Below are 16,116 nucleotides of genomic sequence, written 5' to 3'. Positions count from 1 at the left end.
AATGAATTATGGAGCCTTTATTAAATTGGGATAAATTATCTTATTTATTTATACATTTCTTCACGTTGTGCTTTCACTACATCGCTATTAATGTATTCATCGTAAGTCATCAATTTGTCGATGATACCTTTCGGCGTCAATTCGATGATTCTATTGGCAACAGTTTCAGTCAATTCGTGGTCACGGGATGTGAACAACATGGATCCTTTAAAATCAGACATTCCATTGTTCAATGCAGTGATAGATTCCAAGTCCAAGTGATTGGTTGGTTCATCGAAGATCAGGAAGTTGGCACCTTGAAGCATCATACGGGAGAACATACAGCGCATTTTTTCTCCTCCCGAAAGCACAGATACTTTCTTCATAACCTCTTCACCGGAAAATAACATTTTCCCCAAAAATCCCCGTATAAACTGTTCATCTGCTTCTGGGTTAGTTGTATATTCTCTCAACCACTCAACCAAATTATCACTTTTTCCTTCAAAGAACGCGGCATTTTCAATCGGCATATCGGCAGGAGTGATGGTAACGCCCCATTTGAATTCGCCGCCGAAATCGGTGTCTCTACCAGTGATAATATCGTAAAATGCTGTGGTAACCAATGAATTTGGACCTAGAACAGCGATTTTATCGCCTTTATTAATCATAAACGTGATATCCTTAAAGAATACCTCGCCATTGACCGTTTTGCTTAATCCTTCAACTTGTAGCGTTTGATCTCCTGGTTCACGATTCATGGTATTGAACATGATGGCAGGATATTTTCGGTTGGATGGTTTAATCTCGTCAATATTGATCTTATCCAAGGCTTTTTTACGAGACGTAGCCTGTTTGGATTTGGAAGCATTGGCAGAGAACCGACGGATAAATTCCTGGAGTTCTTTTACTTTATCTTCCATCTTCTTGTTTTGATCAGAACGTTGCTTTAACGCTAATTGAGAAGATTCGTACCAGAATGAGTAGTTACCCGTATAGATTGTCATCTTACCAAAATCAATATCCACTGTATGCGTACATACAGCATCCAAGAAGTGACGGTCGTGGGATACAACGAGGACGATTGCTTCGTAACTCGCTAAAAAATCCTCTAACCATGCAATGGTATTAATATCCAAATCATTGGTAGGCTCATCGAGAATCAAAATATCGGGTTTACCGAATAATGCTTGCGCTAAAAGTACGCGCACTTTTTGGTTACCGTCGATTTCAGAAACCAACTTATAATGTAGTTCTTCTTTAATACCCAAACTGCTCAATAAAGTTGCGGCATTTGATTCGGCATTCCATCCATCCATTTCAGCAAAAAGACTTTCCAATTCGCCGGCACGTTCGCCGTCGGCATCAGAGAAATCCTCTTTCATGTAAATGGCATCTTTCTCTTTCATGATTTTGTAAAGCTCTTGGTTACCCATCATGACAGTTTCAAGAACAGTAAACTCGTCGAAAGCATAGTGATCCTGACTTAAAACAGACATGCGTTCGCCTGGCGTGAATGCCACTGAACCTGTCGAAGGATCAACTTCCCCTGAGATAATTTTTAAGAAAGTAGATTTACCTGCTCCATTAGCGCCAATAATACCGTAACAGTTTCCAGGTGTGAATTTTAGATTGACATCTTCGAATAGTACACGTTTACCAAAACGAAGGGAGAGATTTGACACATTAATCATTCAGCAATGAATTTTTTGTATTTTTGATTGTAAATATTCTGTTTATCAGTGTTTTATGTTGTTAAAGTAAGAAGTTCTTTTGATGTACTGTACACGATTGTACAATAATATTTGTGTATATTTGAAACATATAATTTACAAATCATTTACAAAGAACAATGGCTACTGTCGCAGCAGTTATACTTAAACATCATAAAAAACAAGACGGCACTTTTAATGTAAAAATTAGAATTACCCATAAAGGATCTACTGTTTACATAGATACAAACATCTACGCCGGCAAGTCTGATGTTGATACAAAGATACGATTAAAAAAGGTATTTATCGACACATACTTGACTTCTACAGTGAATGATTACCGGAAGAAATTAAACGCCTTGGGGGCTAAAGTTGACTACATGTCAGCATCTGATATTAAAGAGTATTTTTCATTGGAAGATGAGGTTATCGATTTTATTAAGTTTGCAGATGAAAACGTCCAGGGATTAATACAAAGTAATAGAAAGAGTACCGGCTTAAGACGGAAAACCAGTGTCACGTTCTTTAAAAGGTTTTTAAATAAAACTCAATTTAGTGTAGATCTTATTACTTCTAAATTACTTCGCGAGTTTGAAAAATATTTATTCGATAATAAATATGCTGTTAATACTGTTCGAAATACGATGGCAGATATAAGAGCAATCTTCAATGAAGCAAAAGATGTCTATAACAATGAAGAATTAGGTATTGTTAGAATTCATAATTCGCCATTTTCTAAATATTCACCTCCGGAATCTCCCGAAAGTCGGAAAAAGGGATTGGAAATTTCCACACATGCAAAATCCAATTCTTCTAATATGGTCGAAATCGACCTAAAAGAGATTGTCGATACTATTAAATTTATTAGAGATGTGCATATCGAAAATACAGCAGATTCTATAGCTAGGGATTTATTTATGCTGTCTTTTTATATGTGTGGGACTAATGCTAACGATTTTCATGCTTATTTACTAGACAAGAATATCGAACGATTTGGCTACAACAGAAATAAAACAAGAGGGAAGAGAAAAGATAAAGCTTTTATTAGCATTAAGGTCACAGAGGAAGCAAAGCCATTAGTTGAAAAATATGCTGGTTATCTGCAGGAACGATATGCTCTGCCTAAGGCAATAAACAACAGGCTTTCGGATTCTTTCAAACTTCGATTGGGAGATGTATTTGGAATCCCAAATTTCACCTATTATCACGCTCGACATTTCTTTGCAACCTTAGCAGGATTTTGTGGCTATGATGATTTTGATATCCAACGCGCATTAAATCAAAAGACAAACACTATGGCCGCTGTATATACAGCACGAGACTGGTCCAAAATTGACGAGATCCAGCGTGCAGTACTGGATCTACTCAAGGATGAAGCCGGCATCCACGATTAAGTATACGGTGAGAATTAGCTTTGCGTCTTAATGCCTGCAGCTTTTTCTAGCTCTGATAATCGAGCTTCCGCCAAGCCTAATCTGGCTAAGATTTCGGAATTTTCTGACGTGCTCTTTTTCGTTGTTATGCCAGTTAAAAGCCAATTGATATCCATTGAGTATTTATTAGCCATATAGATTAGAATCTCAGGATTTGGAAATCGGTGCCCGTTTTCTATTCTGGACATCACTACTGCATTGCCAACTTCTTTCAAATCTTCTTGAGTAATTCCTTTTTCTTTTCTGAATTGTTTAAATCTTTGACCGATCAAAGCTAAATTACTATCTCTATTTTCAGTCTGTGTAGCCATATATCTTTATTTTATTATTTAGATTTTTATGTAAAACTTCGAAACAATTGTTACCTAACCATAGGTAGGGCGAGCAACGGCCAACTTGCTTTAAAGTTGACTTGAAATATAAATTACTTAAAAACGACTGGTCGAAAAGGTCATAAATGAAATCTGTCACTTCTCGCACCAGGTTCTCATCTTCATCTTGATAATTTATGTTTACACACATTGCTATCTTACTTAAGATCCTTGCCCTGTTGGTGCCAAAGCTATTCATCTCGATCAGTTTAAGCCGTAAATTTTTAGGTTTTGGCTTAATATGTATTCCGCCAGCTAATATTCCATTTTCTGACAAAGAACTTTCAAGAATATGTTTCTTTATAATTTTGAAAACCTTCAGTTCAGCAGGGGAGTAGTCGGCATTATAAGGCATTAACGGAGCTCCCTTTTTATAACATTATAAATTTGCTCGATTTCGTCCATGAATACCTGTATATCTGGGTACTTGTCTTTATCAGGATTAAGAGATCTTAAAATTAGTTGCCCCGTTTCAAGATCCTGATGAGCGATCTGTTTTGCGACGATACCTTCAGTTCGGTGCACAAAAATCCAATTAGGCCATTGATGATTATGAAGCTTACTTTTCCATAGCTCACGTTTTACTTCTCTTCCTGTAGCAATGGTCCCATCCGGCATGGCCTCTTTAACATCTCCATTATCCATGCTGTGACCACTGATCTCAAATGATCTGTATTTTCCTCGAACGTACTTATCAACGGTTATATAATGTTTCGGCAACTCTTCTATAAATTCTTTATCGGCATATCCAGTTAAATATCCAGCTTGTGCATAGACAGGTACTAGTTCCGTCCCCATGCGGTAACGACCTGGTGAAATTTCTGTGAATTTTTGATCCCCATCTTCATCATAAATTTCCGGGTTCCCAATATCCTTTGCGTTTGAAATTGATTTAGTATTTGAACCCGTTCCAAAAACCTCCTCTTCTGTAGTTGAGAATTTTGTAAGTATATTATTTACTGTTTCTCTTTCTAACGATTGAGATTTAAAATATTGGTACACGGTCTGTCTGCTAACACCCAATGTTTCTCCTGCTTTTCCCGCGCCAATACCTTTAAGTTTTAAAAATCTTTGAAATTTTTCTCCCTTATAATCAGGCATATACAATAAAATAAATAAATGTAAGTAAATTACATATTGACAGTGTAAATATTATATTTACATTTGTACCATACGAACAAAACAAAGGTAATACAATAGTTTAAAACAGGCAATCCCAAAATAGTACCAAATGAGTAAACAGCGAATTATAGGAGGGATGATCGACAAAACAGTCGAAATATTTGAAGACATCGAAACGCGTATTCTTTACTGTAGTCATGATATGCGTCAAACCATGTGGCCTAATTTTCCAAGTAATGTAATGGAAATGATTAAGCAAGATATGCTTAACAATCCTAAAAAATTGGAGCATCTGGCAAAGTGGCCAAACCTTAGACAGGACCAACAGATAAAGCAGTACACACTTTGCAACTTCGGTGGCCTTGACGATTCACCCGATTTCGACGAAGACGGGACAGTTCATAGGTCGGAGTTTTATGACTGTGGAAGGCGAGGTGTCTGCAAATTTGAAGGCAAAATTTGTGATTCTATTCAGGTTAAGAATGGCTATCTAACCAAAGCAGAGCTTGAAGTTCTCAGATATATCCGCCTTCCTGATAAATCGATCGCTGAAAAGCTAAACCGGTCACCGGAAACCATTTCCACGCATTTGCAGAATATTCGTGAGAAAACTGGACAATCCGATAAGTTGAACTTGGCCTTATTTGCCGCAGCAAAAGGAATAACACTTTACAAACCAAATAAAAAATAAATAATGGAACTACATACAATCATCAAAATAGAAAAGCAACCCACAGTAACAGACCATATCGAAGAGATGACTGGTGGAGATGTTAAAAGATTTCATTTGCAGCATATTAAAGCGGTCCGTGAAGCTTGCGGCCGTAAAATGAAAATGGATAAACCGTACATGAGGTATACTACAGTTGTAAATGCTGTTGCCGGTTTCATCGAGGTAAAGGCAGAGTTGAAAACAAATGGAGATGAGAATGAACAGATTCAAAACAATTAGCATCGTTGAACCTGAGTTAATCTCCCTTCTCCAGGAGTCAGCGGAACTCGGTGCGACCAGAGCACTTATTTCTGTAGGTAAAATGTCTCAGTTCATTTCGAACCAAGAAGCCTACAGAAGAATTGGAAGCCGAAGAAAAGTAGATCGATGGATTCAAGAGGGAGTTCTTAATGTGACAGAAGCCGGAATCGATGTTACTCAATTAAACGCCATAGCAGCGAGTGCTAATCTGGCAACATACGTACACACCAAAGGGAAAAAAGCATGAGTTTTTTAGCGAGTACTCTGGAGAATCTAGGATTTTCTAGATATGAATGGAGCGATGAAGAGGTTGGAACGGTTATCGATCACAAGTTTGAAAACGAAAATTTTGCAATTGAAATTACAAATTTTCAAACTGTTGAGATCACTACCAAAGGCCAATATATAGAGCTGCCAAACATAAATAATGATCAAAAATTGGAACAATTAATAAGTCTATTAACAAAATAAATCTATTCAAAAATGAATATCCTAATCAAAACAATTTCAATCATCAATTTCAAAGGAGTTAAGAACTTCAAAATTGATTTCGCAGAGGTAACCAACATCTTTGGCGCTAATGCTACTGGTAAAACAACAATTTTTGATGCATTCCTGTGGCTGTTATTCGGAAAAGACTCAAATGATCGCAAGGACTTTAATATAAAGCCCCTTGATCAGAATGGTCAAAAGACGGATAAATTGGAAAATGAAGTATCAGCTATCATCGTAGTTGATGGAGAAGAAATTAGCATTCGTCACATTCATCGTGAAAAGTGGACCAAAAAAAGAGGAGAAGCAATCGCGGAATTTACCGGAAACGAGCACCTTTATTACTGGAATGAAGTTCCTCTACAGGCAGGAGAGTTTCAAGCGAAAGTAAATTGTCTATTGGACGAGAAGGTTTTCAAGCTAATTACAAACCCTCTTTACTTTAATTCAATGCCTTGGCAGGATCAACGTACAGCACTATCTAGTATCGTTGGGGAAATTACAGATGATTTCCTTTCTGCAAAGTATCCAGAGCTGAAGGTATTGTTAGAAAATCTTGCCGGAAAATCATTGAAAGAGTTCAAGGCTAAAGTTGCATCCGAGAAAAGATTGTTGAAAGATAATATTGAGCAAATACCTGGGCGTATTGACGAGCTTCAGAGATCAAAGCCTGAATTGGTAAGTGAAGAAGGTATTAATGATCGTATCGCCGAACTGCAATCGAAATATGATTTATTGGATCAACAAATTACGGACCGGAATGAAGCTTATAATGCAGCCAACGCTCAAATCAATAAAGCTATTCTTGATAATCAAAATGCTATTCACCAAGCTAAGATTGAGAAGCAAAATATCGAATCCAATCATAGAGCAGCTTACAATTCAGAATTCAACAATAGCCAGTCTGGCATAACCGAAGCGAAGTCCCGGGTTACAACTTTAGAGTCTCAGCTTTCCGTCCAAAATCATCAACTAGACTCATTGGTTAAGACGCATTTCGACCATCTAAAAAGGCTTGAGAAAGATAAAGAAGATATTCAGTCGAGAATGGATTCATTGCGTGAACTCTTCAAATCTGTTAATGGTCGTGAATTAAATGAAAATGAGACTTGCTGCTCCGGATGTGGTAGAGAGTTCGAACCTGAGAAAATTGAAGAGGTAAAAGCCGCCTTCGTTTTAAGGAAGAAAAATGAGCTTGCCGGCATTAATGTCCAGGGACAGGGATTGAAAAAGGATCTTGAGCGAAGAGATGAAGAAGGCCGGACCGCTATCGAACAATTTGAATTAACTAAAAAAGCTTTGGATAATTCGATAGCTACAATTCATACCTCTTTAGCTGAGGCTAAGCTTAAATTAGAAGCTTTTCAAGGCACGACCACATCGTCAATTGAAACAGTGGATAGCCGCCTTTCCAAGGATCAACTATATCAAGATGTAATTTCAAAAATTTCTACACTTGAAGGCCAAAATTTTGAAAAACCTGAAAACATTGATTTGGGAGACTTAAGAGTGCAAAAGGCTACCGTTAATGCTGAAATTGACTCTTTAAAACGTCAATTAACTGTTGGCGATCAAATTGCTCGCGCCGATGCTCGTATTCAGGAGCTAAAAGACCAAGAAAGGGGATGGTCCCAGCAACTGGCCGATCTTGAAAAACTGGAGTTTTCTGCCGAGAAATACGAAAAAGCCAAAGCGGAAGAATTGGAAGCCCGTGTTAATGGTCTCTTCAAGTATGCCAAGTTTACTTTATTCAGCAAGCTTAATAATGGCGGTGAAGAGCCAACTTGTAAAGCTACTTTCAACGGGGTGCCATTCTCTGACCTAAATACTGCTGGTAAGATTTTGGTAGGAATTGATATCATCAATACACTTTCAGCTCATTACAAGGTAACTGCTCCGGTATTCCTCGACAACAGAGAGTCTATTTCTGTTATTCCAGAAACAGCTGCACAGGTAGTAAACTTAATTGTATCACCATTCTCTAAATTGAACGTTGGATTGCCTTTGTATAGTCCGGAATTCCTTGCAGAATTCGAAAGGTATAAAGAGGAGACTGGAAATTCCTTCGACGCATTTATTGATCGGAAATTAAGCGAACGCGCAGCGTAATGGCGAAAAAGTTTTCTGCACCACTTCAATCACTTGGGTTGGTATCATGTGATGAATGCATTTATAAAGAAAATGACAATGGAGTATTGATGTGGTGCAGTAAAATCAAAATGCCAAGACCTACCAAACAATTAAAACACTGTATTTACAAAATAATAAAAGAAAATAAAGATGTCAAACAACAATCAAACACCGGCGACTACAAATAGTAATTCAGAAGTTGCCGTAGCGCAACCCACTCAATCAGAAAGATTCACTCAGGCAGTAATGAAGGAATTCTCAGCAACTGCAGGTGGTATTCAGTTGACTTCCTTCCAAAAGAAACTTATCCAAAATTACTTCATTAAACTGGATATGACACTGAAAGAGAACGAACTTAAGAGACTCGGAAAATCTGAGCAGTATCGCGATCCTATTGAGTTTGCTTGGAAAAACGTTAACATGGCCCAACTTGCCCTTGACGTTGTTGCTTATTCTAGTATAGGGATGGATCCTCTACAAGATAATCAGGTTAACCTTATCCCTTACAAGAATAATAAAACTGGTCAGTTCGATATAGGTTTCATTATTGGGTACGAGGGAATGCAAATCAAAGCCACTAAGTACGGATTCAATATGCCTGACGATGTTATTGTTGAACTTGTTTATTCAAATGATGTTTTCAAGTCGTACAAAAAGAACAAGGATAACACCGTAGAATCTTATGATTTCGATATCGTAAACGACTTTGATCGCGGAGAGGTAATCGGTGGTTTTTATTATCACGTTTACCATAATGAACCGGAAAAGAATCGCTTGAAGGTTATGACGATGAAGGACATCGAGAAACGTATTCCCAAATCGGCAGCTGCTGAGTTCTGGGGTGGAGAAAAAGCAAAGTGGGAGAATGGTAAAAAAGTGGGTACTGAGCATATTGAGGGATGGAGAGAGGAGATGATTGAAAAGACAATCAAGCGTGCGGCGTATGGCGCCATTGCAATCGATTCTGAGAAGATCGATGATCACTTGGTAAAAATGATGCAAACCGAATCTCTTTCCCTTACGGGAAGTGACCAAACTTTACTGCAGGTTAAATCTGAAATTGCCAATAATGCTAATAAGCAGGAATTGGGTTTCTCCGATACTCAGGTAATTGATATTCCTCATACGGAAGAAAAGAAGGCTGATCCTATTTCAGCGAATACCCCGGCGAGTGCTATTCAGCCGAACGAAAATCCGCAAGACGATGAACACATTGCAATTGGCTTCTAATGAAATTGCACATTATAAATAGTAATAGTGAGGGTAATTGCTACCTATTTACCGACAATGAGGGGAAAACTCTCATTGTCGAATTAGGTGTCAAATTCGATGAAGTGAAAAAGGCTTTGAATTTCAAATTGTCAAATGTTGTGGGCTGTTTGGTTACCCATGAGCATGGAGATCATTGCAAAGGCGCTGAAAATGCTGCCAAGTATGGTTTGGATATATACGCATCTACCGGCACAATAGAAGCTCTTAAGTTCCAGACCTACCGTTTGAAGCCTATTAATAAAGGAGAGAAGTTTTCAATAGGTCCTTTTGATATTCTAGGGTTTGATGTTCATCACGATGTTAATGAACCTTTGGGTTTCTTGATCCGTCATCCGGAAATGGGAACAACATTGTTCCTTACAGATACAATCTATTGTGACTACAAGTTCCCAGGGCTTACCAATGTATTGATTGAAGCGAATTATTCTCAAAACATCATAGACGATAAGTTGCGCGACCAATCCTTCTTGAGGAATAGAGTATTGAAGTCACACATGAGTGTAGAAACAGCTATCAAGACGCTAAAAGCTAATGATTTGACTAAAGTCAATAATATTGTTTTGATTCACTTGTCGGACCGGAATAGCGATTCCCGATTATTTAAGAAGATCATCGAAGAGCATACTTTGAAATCCGTCACTATTGCTACCAAAGGATTAATAATTGAAAATTTTAACGATACACCATTTTAAAAATAAAATTATGAATATACAGGATCAGGTGCAGCTGGCACTAAATAACATTGTAGTATCTGGCAAAATACAAGAAATAGTAGCCAAAAATGTTGAAAAAACAATCGAAAGTCTTTTTCATGACGCACTAAGAGAGTACTCTGATTTTGGTAAAAATCTAAAAGAGATTGTTCAATCGGCACTTCAAATCGACTTAAGTACTGTTTCAACGCTTGGTTATCAGCAAATAGTTACGGACATCGTTAAGCAAAAGCTTCAGGAAGCTACTTTGGAACATATTTCCCAACCACTTGAAGAAACCCTTAGTCAGATTATTGCGCCATTTGAAAAGCGAACTTATAAACTATCTGAGATCATTGCGAAGTACAGGGAATGTGAATGGGACTCTTTAGATGATGACGAAGTAGATATATCCTTGCATATTGAGGATAGCGGGTATAATTCAATATATGTCCATTTTGATAAAGAATCGTCAAAAGAACGTTATCAATGTGCATATCGCTTTTCAATAGATAAAAAAGATGGCCATATGTGGATGTTTGAAATCAAAGGGTGGAGCCCTAAGGTTGGAGATTTGAGAGCCTCATCTATTCACGGGACATTTGATCACTTTATTTTCAATCTTTATGCTTCAAAATGCCCAATTGAATTGGATGAGAGTAATGTTGATACTTGTTGGTCAAGATACGATTATTAAATATTTTTTATTATTTCAACTTATCCATTTGGATAAGTTGAAATAAGTTATTACATTTGAAGTGTTAGTCAATTGCGACGTCTCACTTTAGCGCAATTCAAAGAAATTATAGCCCTTATTGGGATGAACCGGAAGTGAGACGCTGGGGATTCCTGATAAGGGCTTTTTCAATAACCATGCACAATTATCAAAAATTACTCAGGATCCACAACAGAATTGAATCTTTCAGTAAGACGCTCGTAGAACCTGATTTCAGTAGAGAATATAAATTGGGGTTTGATCTCGCTGTAAAGCTTTTCAATGTAGCTATGAACAAAGAGTTCGGTGAATCTATTCGGGTCGAATTCAATAAGCACCATGAGCTTAGGGAGCAAAAAAAGGAAAATGAAAAGCTCGCTAATAAGATCTACAACCAAAAGCGTTATATCGCTCATCTTGTAGAGGAAAATAGCAAGTTCAAAAGCATCACGCTCCCAAGGTCCAAACGGAACAAAATCATCCGTTCCATCGCAGAAATGACTGGATCAACTTATGAGGAGATCCGCGATATATTAAAAGGTGTTGTACAAATTAATGAATCGAAATAATGACAAGGAAACAATTAGAAGGGATCTGTCGGTTCGTGTTAACGTTCGAATCGGATATGTCAATTGAAGAAGTGAATAAGCAATTTGGTTTAGAACTGAGCGATGCTGATTCCCATGTGAAAGCTCTGACATCTTATCTTGAAAAGAACAAAATTCAGTTGGATGGTGAAAATGAAGTAAAGGAGATCAAATCATGAAAGCATTAAGCATAAAACAACCATGGGCAAGCCTTATTGCTCATGGTATAAAGGATATTGAAAATAGAACCTGGGCAACTAAATACCGTGGTACGATCTACATACATGCCAGTAGCAAGCCATCATTCAGTAATCTAACTCTAAACCTGACACATGATCAGATAGATCAAATGGTATTGGGAGATTTTTGTCAACTAGATTCTAGGAGTATTGCTTATCCAAAATCAGCTATTATCGGAACCGTTGATATTGTAGACTGTGTAATTAATCATCCTAGTATTTGGGCTGAGAAGACAGAGGGAATAACTGATTGCAACACAAAAGAATTTATTCCCAACAGGAATAAAAAACCAATCTACAACTGGGTATTAGCGAACCCAGTATTGTTTGAGAAGCCTATTTTAAATGTAAAAGGCAAATTGTCCCTGTGGGAATTTGATAGAAAGGAGGTGTCTAGTGCAATTTAAATGTATAAACGAAGCTATCTCCGAAGATGGTAGCAAGGTGATGGAATTCACAAAAGGAGAACAATATACTGGCGTCAGTGATGGTGAGGGCGGTTTTTATATTGAAGATGACAACGGTAAAATGGAATATTTTTTCAACACAGGAATCCTGTTTAAACAACTGAAATAATCATGAATAACGAAATAAAGAAGGTCAGACGTGAAGATCTAGAAATTAAAAAAGGAACAATTGAGGTTGATTGTGTTTTAATTGATGGTAAACCGATCAACCTAACGCAAGTAAGCTATCAATCAATCGAAAATTTTATTACACATGATAATTGTGTAAAGTGTGGAAACGAGTTCAAAAAGGAATATTCATTCAACAATAAATGTTCTATGTGCAAGTTTGCAGATGAACTCGAACGATATGAGAAATTAGCCCTCATAGAATGGGATGGTGAAACTCCACTATGTATTTTTAATGATGATAAGTATTTCTTTAGTGTCGATGATATCCAAGAGTATATAGATGAACAAGAGGATTTAAATATTGAAGACCTCATGTTATGTGTTTGTGAAGAATCTTCGTTCTTACAAATAGATTACCAACATTTTGCAGATGTTGTACATGATGAATGGGAGCCAAGTGATGAGATGAAAAGGAAATTGGAAGAATTCAATGATTTTTTGCGAGCAGAATCAACAAATACTTGGTTCCAAGGAAAGCAAAGAGTCACTTTGAAGAAGGAGGTTTTGAATGGATAAGCTATCACTGGAACATCTATCGCCTTATTTGCCGTATGGGGTTGAGGTAATAACAGAGGATGGAATTTTTAAGGTAGTCGGATGGGTTGATGATATAGGTATATGCCTAGATACAATTTGTTATGGGGCTAACGCTATACCAGAATATAAATTGATCTTGCGCCCACTATCCGACCTTACTAATGAGATTGAGCATAATGGTGAAAGATTTAAGCCTAATAATCGAATAGACCAATACACACAAATAGGTGGTGACGGAAAACTATATCTTCTGGTAGATGGTGCCCTTTGGAGTTGTAATCCATTATCATGGGACTATTATCTAGTTGTCAAGTTAATATCGTGGCACTTCGACGTATTTGGCCTAATTGGAAAAGGACTAGCAATTGATTACAATACAGTGAAAGGAGGTCCTAATGAGATTTAAGGATCAAATACAGCGAGAGATATATTATCGCGGACAAATAGATTACTGTTATTGGTACATAAGTAGAATTGAATTCGATAGTAATTTTGATGCTCTTTCTAAAAGTAAGTTAACAGTACAGGCTTTAAGGGACATCATTAGGATGAAAAAACGATTCGGTTTTGATTATACAGAAGATGACGCATCATTAAAACTAGCCATTTCCAAACGAGAGAAAAATAAGTTTGATCTAAAGAATAAGAAGTATGGAAAAGCTGATTAAAGTCGGAGCAATCCTTTATATTCCTATTTTTCTGATCGGCCTATTTTTAATCGGTATAGCGATCTTATTTATGACGATTGGTCTATTCCTTACCCTTGAGTTTGATAAGGCAAAGAGAGGGTTTTATTTTATGCAACGCACAGTTTTGAGAAGGAGATAATAATGGCAAAAGAATCATTCTATTTCAGCCATGACTATGGGTCTAGGAACGATCCAAAATTGGTCAAAGTATTAATGAAATTAAAGCAGGAGGGGAAAGGTGTATACTGGGACCTAATTGAAATGTTATACGAACAAGGTGGGTACCTTATGCTTTCGGATTGCGATAGCTATGCGTTCGCATTGCGCACAAGTGAAGAGTGCATTAACAGTTTGATAAATGACTTTGGATTATTTGAAAATGATGGTCAGAGGTTCTGGTCAGAATCAGTTTTAAGGAGGATGAATCAGCGAAATGCAAAGTCTGAGAAGGCAAAGGAAAGTGCCCTTAAAAGATGGAATAAGCCCGATTCTAATGCGAACGCATCAAAAAAATATGCGAACGCATTACCAACGCAAAGCAACAGCAATGCTATAAAGGAAAGGAAAGAAAAAGAAATAAAAGAAGAAATAGATAAAGAAGAAAATACTTCTCCTTCTTCTGCACCGATTCCTGTTTTCAAAAGGGGATTTGAATCGATGGAGGAGGTAAAAGATTCGATCATCAATGATGAAAATTCTTTGATGGATATTGGAGCTGTCGCAAAGGTTCCAGATCCAAAGGATGTCAAAATTCGAATTGAGGAATTCTTTACTTTCCAAAAAGCAATTGATAAATTCCATACAGACCGATCTGAATTCAAAAAGCATTTCTTTTCATGGTATGCGAAGAAGTATCCAAACAACGGTACAGGATCGAATATAGTCCATTCAGCAGCGACGTTAGCTGATTGTTCTACTCCTCCGGATAATTCAGGGAAATGGCTATGGCTAAACAACGGTTGGAGGGATACAACGAAATTCACTGATCATCAAAAACAGAAACACGGATTGAAATGAAAAGCAAAATTGAGGGAAAATTACCGCCGCAAGCAGTGGACTTGGAAGAAGCAATATTGGGTGCATGCATCAGTGAAACGAATGCTTTCATGTTCATAGCTGATATCCTGAGACCGGAAATGTTCTATCGGGAATCGCATCAGATCGTTTTTAAAGCATGTCAGGAAATTTCTGTTTCTGGCAGTCCATTGGATTTGATGACGCTAATGGCTAAACTTCGGAAGGATGGTAATTTCGAAAGAGTAGGAGGTATTTATTTCCTTACAGGGCTTACAGATCGCGTTGTCTCTTCAGTAAACATGGAATATCACTCGCGAATTATTGCACAAAAATTCATGCAGCGCGAACTTATCAAAGTTTCTCATGATACGATTGACAAGTGCTATGATGAAACGAATGATATTTTTGATATCCTTTCGAGCTATGAGACAAAGAGGGACGATTTGGTTAACCATGTGACGACAAAAAAAGAGGTAAAGCAGGCCGATGCTTTGGAGGAATTATTCTCCGAGATGATTAGGAAAGCTGATTTGGGAATTCAAGATGTGACAGGGGTAAATACTGGTTTTCAAAACATCAACGAAGCTACTGGTGGCTGGCAATGTTCAGATTTGATAATTATCGCGGCTAGGCCGGCCATGGGAAAAACGGCTTTCGTCTTGAAGCAAGCAGTAAATGCAGCAAAGTCGGGAAAACCGGTGGCAATATTTTCTTTGGAGATGTCGAAAAGCCAATTGCTAGAACGGATGATTTCCTTTGAGACGGAAATTGATTTGACTAAAATCAAAAAATTAAACCTTGCAGATCATGAATGGCATAAGCTCCATTCGAGAAAGGAGCAGCTGAAATCTTTGCCAATTCATTGGGATGATACGCCTGGGTTAACCTTGGTCGAGCTATCAGCAAAAGCGAAAAGGATGAAGCGGTTGTATGGAGTTGAAATGATTGTTATCGATTATTTGCAACTTATCTCTGTTCCGGGGAAATCTCGTTTGGATGAAATCAGTACAATATCCCGTGGCCTCAAGATTCTGGCAAAAGAATTGAATATTCCCGTTTTGGCTCTTTCGCAGCTTAGCCGCGCAGTAGAATCACGACCAGGGAACAGCAAACGCCCTATGCTTTCAGATTTACGGGAATCAGGATCGATTGAGCAAGACGCCGATATAGTTGGCTTCTTGTACCGTCCAGAATACTACGGAATTACTGAAGATGAGGAAGGCAGATCCACTGCAGGTATTGCTGAGTTCATTATCGCCAAGAATCGTAATGGATCGGTTACCACTTGCGAAATGGGTTTTGTCGGCCGGACAACTAATTTTAAAGAGCTTGAAGACGATTTTCAGCCAAACGGGATGATAACCGACTTCTCATTTGTCGATAAACCGGATCCGCTTCCAAGCAACGACATGTCAAAGTTTGCAAATTGGGATAGTCCAATGTTACCAGATGACGGACCTTTTTAATTTTTTCGAAACTTATACATTTGGATAAATAGAAATAAGTTTATAGTTTTGTTTC

Annotated in this window: 21 protein-coding genes; 18 read left to right on the top strand and 3 right to left on the bottom strand. The window is 37.7% G+C overall.

Annotation, left to right across the window (positions count from 1 at the left end):
- Positions 1–44: 44 nt before the first annotated feature.
- Positions 45–1,670 carry an ABC-F family ATP-binding cassette domain-containing protein gene (locus B3P16_RS09785; RefSeq protein WP_115045736.1) on the bottom strand — a complete coding sequence of 542 codons (1,626 nt, stop codon included), beginning with the start codon at positions 1,668–1,670 and terminating at the stop codon, positions 45–47.
- A 158-nt stretch (positions 1,671–1,828) separates the two neighbouring features.
- Between B3P16_RS09785 and B3P16_RS09780 the strand changes: the two genes are divergently transcribed.
- Positions 1,829–3,082, top strand: coding sequence for a phage integrase SAM-like domain-containing protein (locus tag B3P16_RS09780; RefSeq protein ID WP_286842793.1), 1,254 nt, complete (start codon positions 1,829–1,831; stop codon positions 3,080–3,082).
- Between the two features lie 14 nt (positions 3,083–3,096).
- On the opposite strand, the gene B3P16_RS09775 is transcribed toward B3P16_RS09780, so the two are convergent.
- Complete coding sequence (locus B3P16_RS09775) at positions 3,097–3,432, bottom strand: helix-turn-helix domain-containing protein (RefSeq protein ID WP_286842790.1); 336 nt, start codon at positions 3,430–3,432, stop codon at positions 3,097–3,099.
- A 414-nt stretch (positions 3,433–3,846) separates the two neighbouring features.
- Entirely contained in the window at positions 3,847–4,593 is a 747-nt protein-coding gene (locus B3P16_RS09770) for a S24 family peptidase (RefSeq protein WP_286842788.1), read from the bottom strand.
- Positions 4,594–4,723: 130 nt separating this feature from the next.
- On the opposite strand from B3P16_RS09770, the gene B3P16_RS09765 reads away from it, so the two are divergent.
- The 17 genes from B3P16_RS09765 to dnaB all read left to right on the top strand — a co-directional run bounded on the left by B3P16_RS09765 (position 4,724) and on the right by dnaB (position 16,061).
- Positions 4,724–5,305 carry a helix-turn-helix transcriptional regulator gene (locus B3P16_RS09765; protein WP_153846342.1) on the top strand — a complete coding sequence of 194 codons (582 nt, stop codon included), beginning with the start codon at positions 4,724–4,726 and terminating at the stop codon, positions 5,303–5,305.
- Between the two features lie 3 nt (positions 5,306–5,308).
- Complete coding sequence (locus tag B3P16_RS09760; RefSeq protein WP_286842785.1) at positions 5,309–5,566, top strand: hypothetical protein; 258 nt, start codon at positions 5,309–5,311, stop codon at positions 5,564–5,566.
- On the top strand, positions 5,538–5,834 hold the full coding sequence (locus B3P16_RS09755; protein ID WP_286842783.1) for a hypothetical protein: 297 nt from the start codon (positions 5,538–5,540) through the stop codon (positions 5,832–5,834). Before B3P16_RS09760 ends, B3P16_RS09755 begins: the two co-directional genes overlap by 29 nt.
- A complete protein-coding gene (locus B3P16_RS09750; RefSeq protein WP_286842780.1) occupies positions 5,831–6,058 on the top strand; it encodes a hypothetical protein in 228 nt (75 codons plus the stop codon). The genes B3P16_RS09755 and B3P16_RS09750 overlap by 4 nt, the downstream gene beginning before the upstream one ends.
- A 12-nt stretch (positions 6,059–6,070) precedes the next feature.
- Positions 6,071–8,188, top strand: a complete 2,118-nt coding sequence (locus B3P16_RS09745; RefSeq protein WP_286842777.1) for an AAA family ATPase — start codon at positions 6,071–6,073, stop codon at positions 8,186–8,188.
- A gap of 171 nt (positions 8,189–8,359) precedes the next feature.
- Complete coding sequence (locus B3P16_RS09740; protein WP_286842774.1) at positions 8,360–9,439, top strand: recombinase RecT; 1,080 nt, start codon at positions 8,360–8,362, stop codon at positions 9,437–9,439.
- Entirely contained in the window at positions 9,439–10,173 is a 735-nt protein-coding gene (locus B3P16_RS09735) for an MBL fold metallo-hydrolase (RefSeq protein ID WP_286842770.1), read from the top strand. Before B3P16_RS09740 ends, B3P16_RS09735 begins: the two co-directional genes overlap by 1 nt.
- Before the next feature lie 10 nt (positions 10,174–10,183).
- Positions 10,184–10,870 (top strand): hypothetical protein, encoded by a 687-nt coding sequence (locus B3P16_RS09730; protein WP_286842767.1) that lies wholly within the window; start codon positions 10,184–10,186, stop codon positions 10,868–10,870.
- Positions 10,871–11,046: 176 nt separating this feature from the next.
- Positions 11,047–11,457 carry a hypothetical protein gene (locus B3P16_RS09725; protein ID WP_286842765.1) on the top strand — a complete coding sequence of 137 codons (411 nt, stop codon included), beginning with the start codon at positions 11,047–11,049 and terminating at the stop codon, positions 11,455–11,457.
- Complete coding sequence (locus B3P16_RS09720) at positions 11,457–11,654, top strand: hypothetical protein (protein WP_286842763.1); 198 nt, start codon at positions 11,457–11,459, stop codon at positions 11,652–11,654. Before B3P16_RS09725 ends, B3P16_RS09720 begins: the two co-directional genes overlap by 1 nt.
- Positions 11,651–12,121 carry an ASCH domain-containing protein gene (locus B3P16_RS09715; protein ID WP_286842761.1) on the top strand — a complete coding sequence of 157 codons (471 nt, stop codon included), beginning with the start codon at positions 11,651–11,653 and terminating at the stop codon, positions 12,119–12,121. Before B3P16_RS09720 ends, B3P16_RS09715 begins: the two co-directional genes overlap by 4 nt.
- Positions 12,111–12,290, top strand: a complete 180-nt coding sequence (locus tag B3P16_RS09710; protein ID WP_286842760.1) for a hypothetical protein — start codon at positions 12,111–12,113, stop codon at positions 12,288–12,290. Before B3P16_RS09715 ends, B3P16_RS09710 begins: the two co-directional genes overlap by 11 nt.
- Positions 12,291–12,292: 2 nt before the next feature.
- The gene (locus B3P16_RS09705; RefSeq protein WP_286842758.1) at positions 12,293–12,868 is read left to right on the top strand and encodes a hypothetical protein; all 576 of its coding nucleotides are present in this window, start codon (positions 12,293–12,295) and stop codon (positions 12,866–12,868) included.
- Entirely contained in the window at positions 12,861–13,295 is a 435-nt protein-coding gene (locus B3P16_RS09700) for a hypothetical protein (protein ID WP_286842756.1), read from the top strand. Before B3P16_RS09705 ends, B3P16_RS09700 begins: the two co-directional genes overlap by 8 nt.
- 245 nt (positions 13,296–13,540) lie before the next feature.
- Positions 13,541–13,717, top strand: coding sequence for a hypothetical protein (locus tag B3P16_RS09695; RefSeq protein WP_286842753.1), 177 nt, complete (start codon positions 13,541–13,543; stop codon positions 13,715–13,717).
- A 2-nt stretch (positions 13,718–13,719) separates the two neighbouring features.
- Positions 13,720–14,595, top strand: a complete 876-nt coding sequence (locus B3P16_RS09690; RefSeq protein ID WP_286842750.1) for a Lin1244/Lin1753 domain-containing protein — start codon at positions 13,720–13,722, stop codon at positions 14,593–14,595.
- Complete coding sequence (gene dnaB, locus B3P16_RS09685) at positions 14,592–16,061, top strand: replicative DNA helicase (protein WP_286842748.1); 1,470 nt, start codon at positions 14,592–14,594, stop codon at positions 16,059–16,061. Before B3P16_RS09690 ends, dnaB begins: the two co-directional genes overlap by 4 nt.
- Positions 16,062–16,116: the final 55 nt, after the last annotated feature.

The sequence above is a fragment of the Sphingobacterium sp. UBA7631 genome (assembly GCF_002483935.1).
GTDB lineage: Bacteria > Bacteroidota > Bacteroidia > Sphingobacteriales > Sphingobacteriaceae > Sphingobacterium > Sphingobacterium multivorum.
This window is presented reverse-complemented; position numbering and strand designations above follow the sequence as displayed.

Bases quoted from the DNA above. Each gene is read 5' to 3' on its own strand.
- B3P16_RS09715 (WP_286842761.1), top strand. From the start codon at position 11,651: ATGAAAGCATTAAGCATAAAACAACCATGGGCAAGCCTTATTGCTCAT.
- B3P16_RS09775 (WP_286842790.1), bottom strand. From the start codon at position 3,432: ATGGCTACACAGACTGAAAATAGAGATAGTAATTTAGCTTTGATCGGT.
- B3P16_RS09780 (WP_286842793.1), top strand. From the start codon at position 1,829: ATGGCTACTGTCGCAGCAGTTATACTTAAACATCATAAAAAACAAGAC.
- B3P16_RS09770 (WP_286842788.1), bottom strand. From the start codon at position 4,593: ATGCCTGATTATAAGGGAGAAAAATTTCAAAGATTTTTAAAACTTAAA.
- B3P16_RS09760 (WP_286842785.1), top strand. From the start codon at position 5,309: ATGGAACTACATACAATCATCAAAATAGAAAAGCAACCCACAGTAACA.
- B3P16_RS09750 (WP_286842780.1), top strand. From the start codon at position 5,831: ATGAGTTTTTTAGCGAGTACTCTGGAGAATCTAGGATTTTCTAGATAT.
- B3P16_RS09700 (WP_286842756.1), top strand. From the start codon at position 12,861: ATGGATAAGCTATCACTGGAACATCTATCGCCTTATTTGCCGTATGGG.
- B3P16_RS09745 (WP_286842777.1), top strand. From the start codon at position 6,071: ATGAATATCCTAATCAAAACAATTTCAATCATCAATTTCAAAGGAGTT.
- B3P16_RS09695 (WP_286842753.1), top strand. From the start codon at position 13,541: ATGGAAAAGCTGATTAAAGTCGGAGCAATCCTTTATATTCCTATTTTT.
- B3P16_RS09785 (WP_115045736.1), bottom strand. From the start codon at position 1,670: ATGATTAATGTGTCAAATCTCTCCCTTCGTTTTGGTAAACGTGTACTA.
- B3P16_RS09725 (WP_286842765.1), top strand. From the start codon at position 11,047: ATGCACAATTATCAAAAATTACTCAGGATCCACAACAGAATTGAATCT.
- B3P16_RS09740 (WP_286842774.1), top strand. From the start codon at position 8,360: ATGTCAAACAACAATCAAACACCGGCGACTACAAATAGTAATTCAGAA.
- B3P16_RS09765 (WP_153846342.1), top strand. From the start codon at position 4,724: ATGAGTAAACAGCGAATTATAGGAGGGATGATCGACAAAACAGTCGAA.
- B3P16_RS09730 (WP_286842767.1), top strand. From the start codon at position 10,184: ATGAATATACAGGATCAGGTGCAGCTGGCACTAAATAACATTGTAGTA.
- dnaB (WP_286842748.1), top strand. From the start codon at position 14,592: ATGAAAAGCAAAATTGAGGGAAAATTACCGCCGCAAGCAGTGGACTTG.
- B3P16_RS09735 (WP_286842770.1), top strand. From the start codon at position 9,439: ATGAAATTGCACATTATAAATAGTAATAGTGAGGGTAATTGCTACCTA.
- B3P16_RS09755 (WP_286842783.1), top strand. From the start codon at position 5,538: ATGAGAATGAACAGATTCAAAACAATTAGCATCGTTGAACCTGAGTTA.
- B3P16_RS09705 (WP_286842758.1), top strand. From the start codon at position 12,293: ATGAATAACGAAATAAAGAAGGTCAGACGTGAAGATCTAGAAATTAAA.
- B3P16_RS09690 (WP_286842750.1), top strand. From the start codon at position 13,720: ATGGCAAAAGAATCATTCTATTTCAGCCATGACTATGGGTCTAGGAAC.
- B3P16_RS09720 (WP_286842763.1), top strand. From the start codon at position 11,457: ATGACAAGGAAACAATTAGAAGGGATCTGTCGGTTCGTGTTAACGTTC.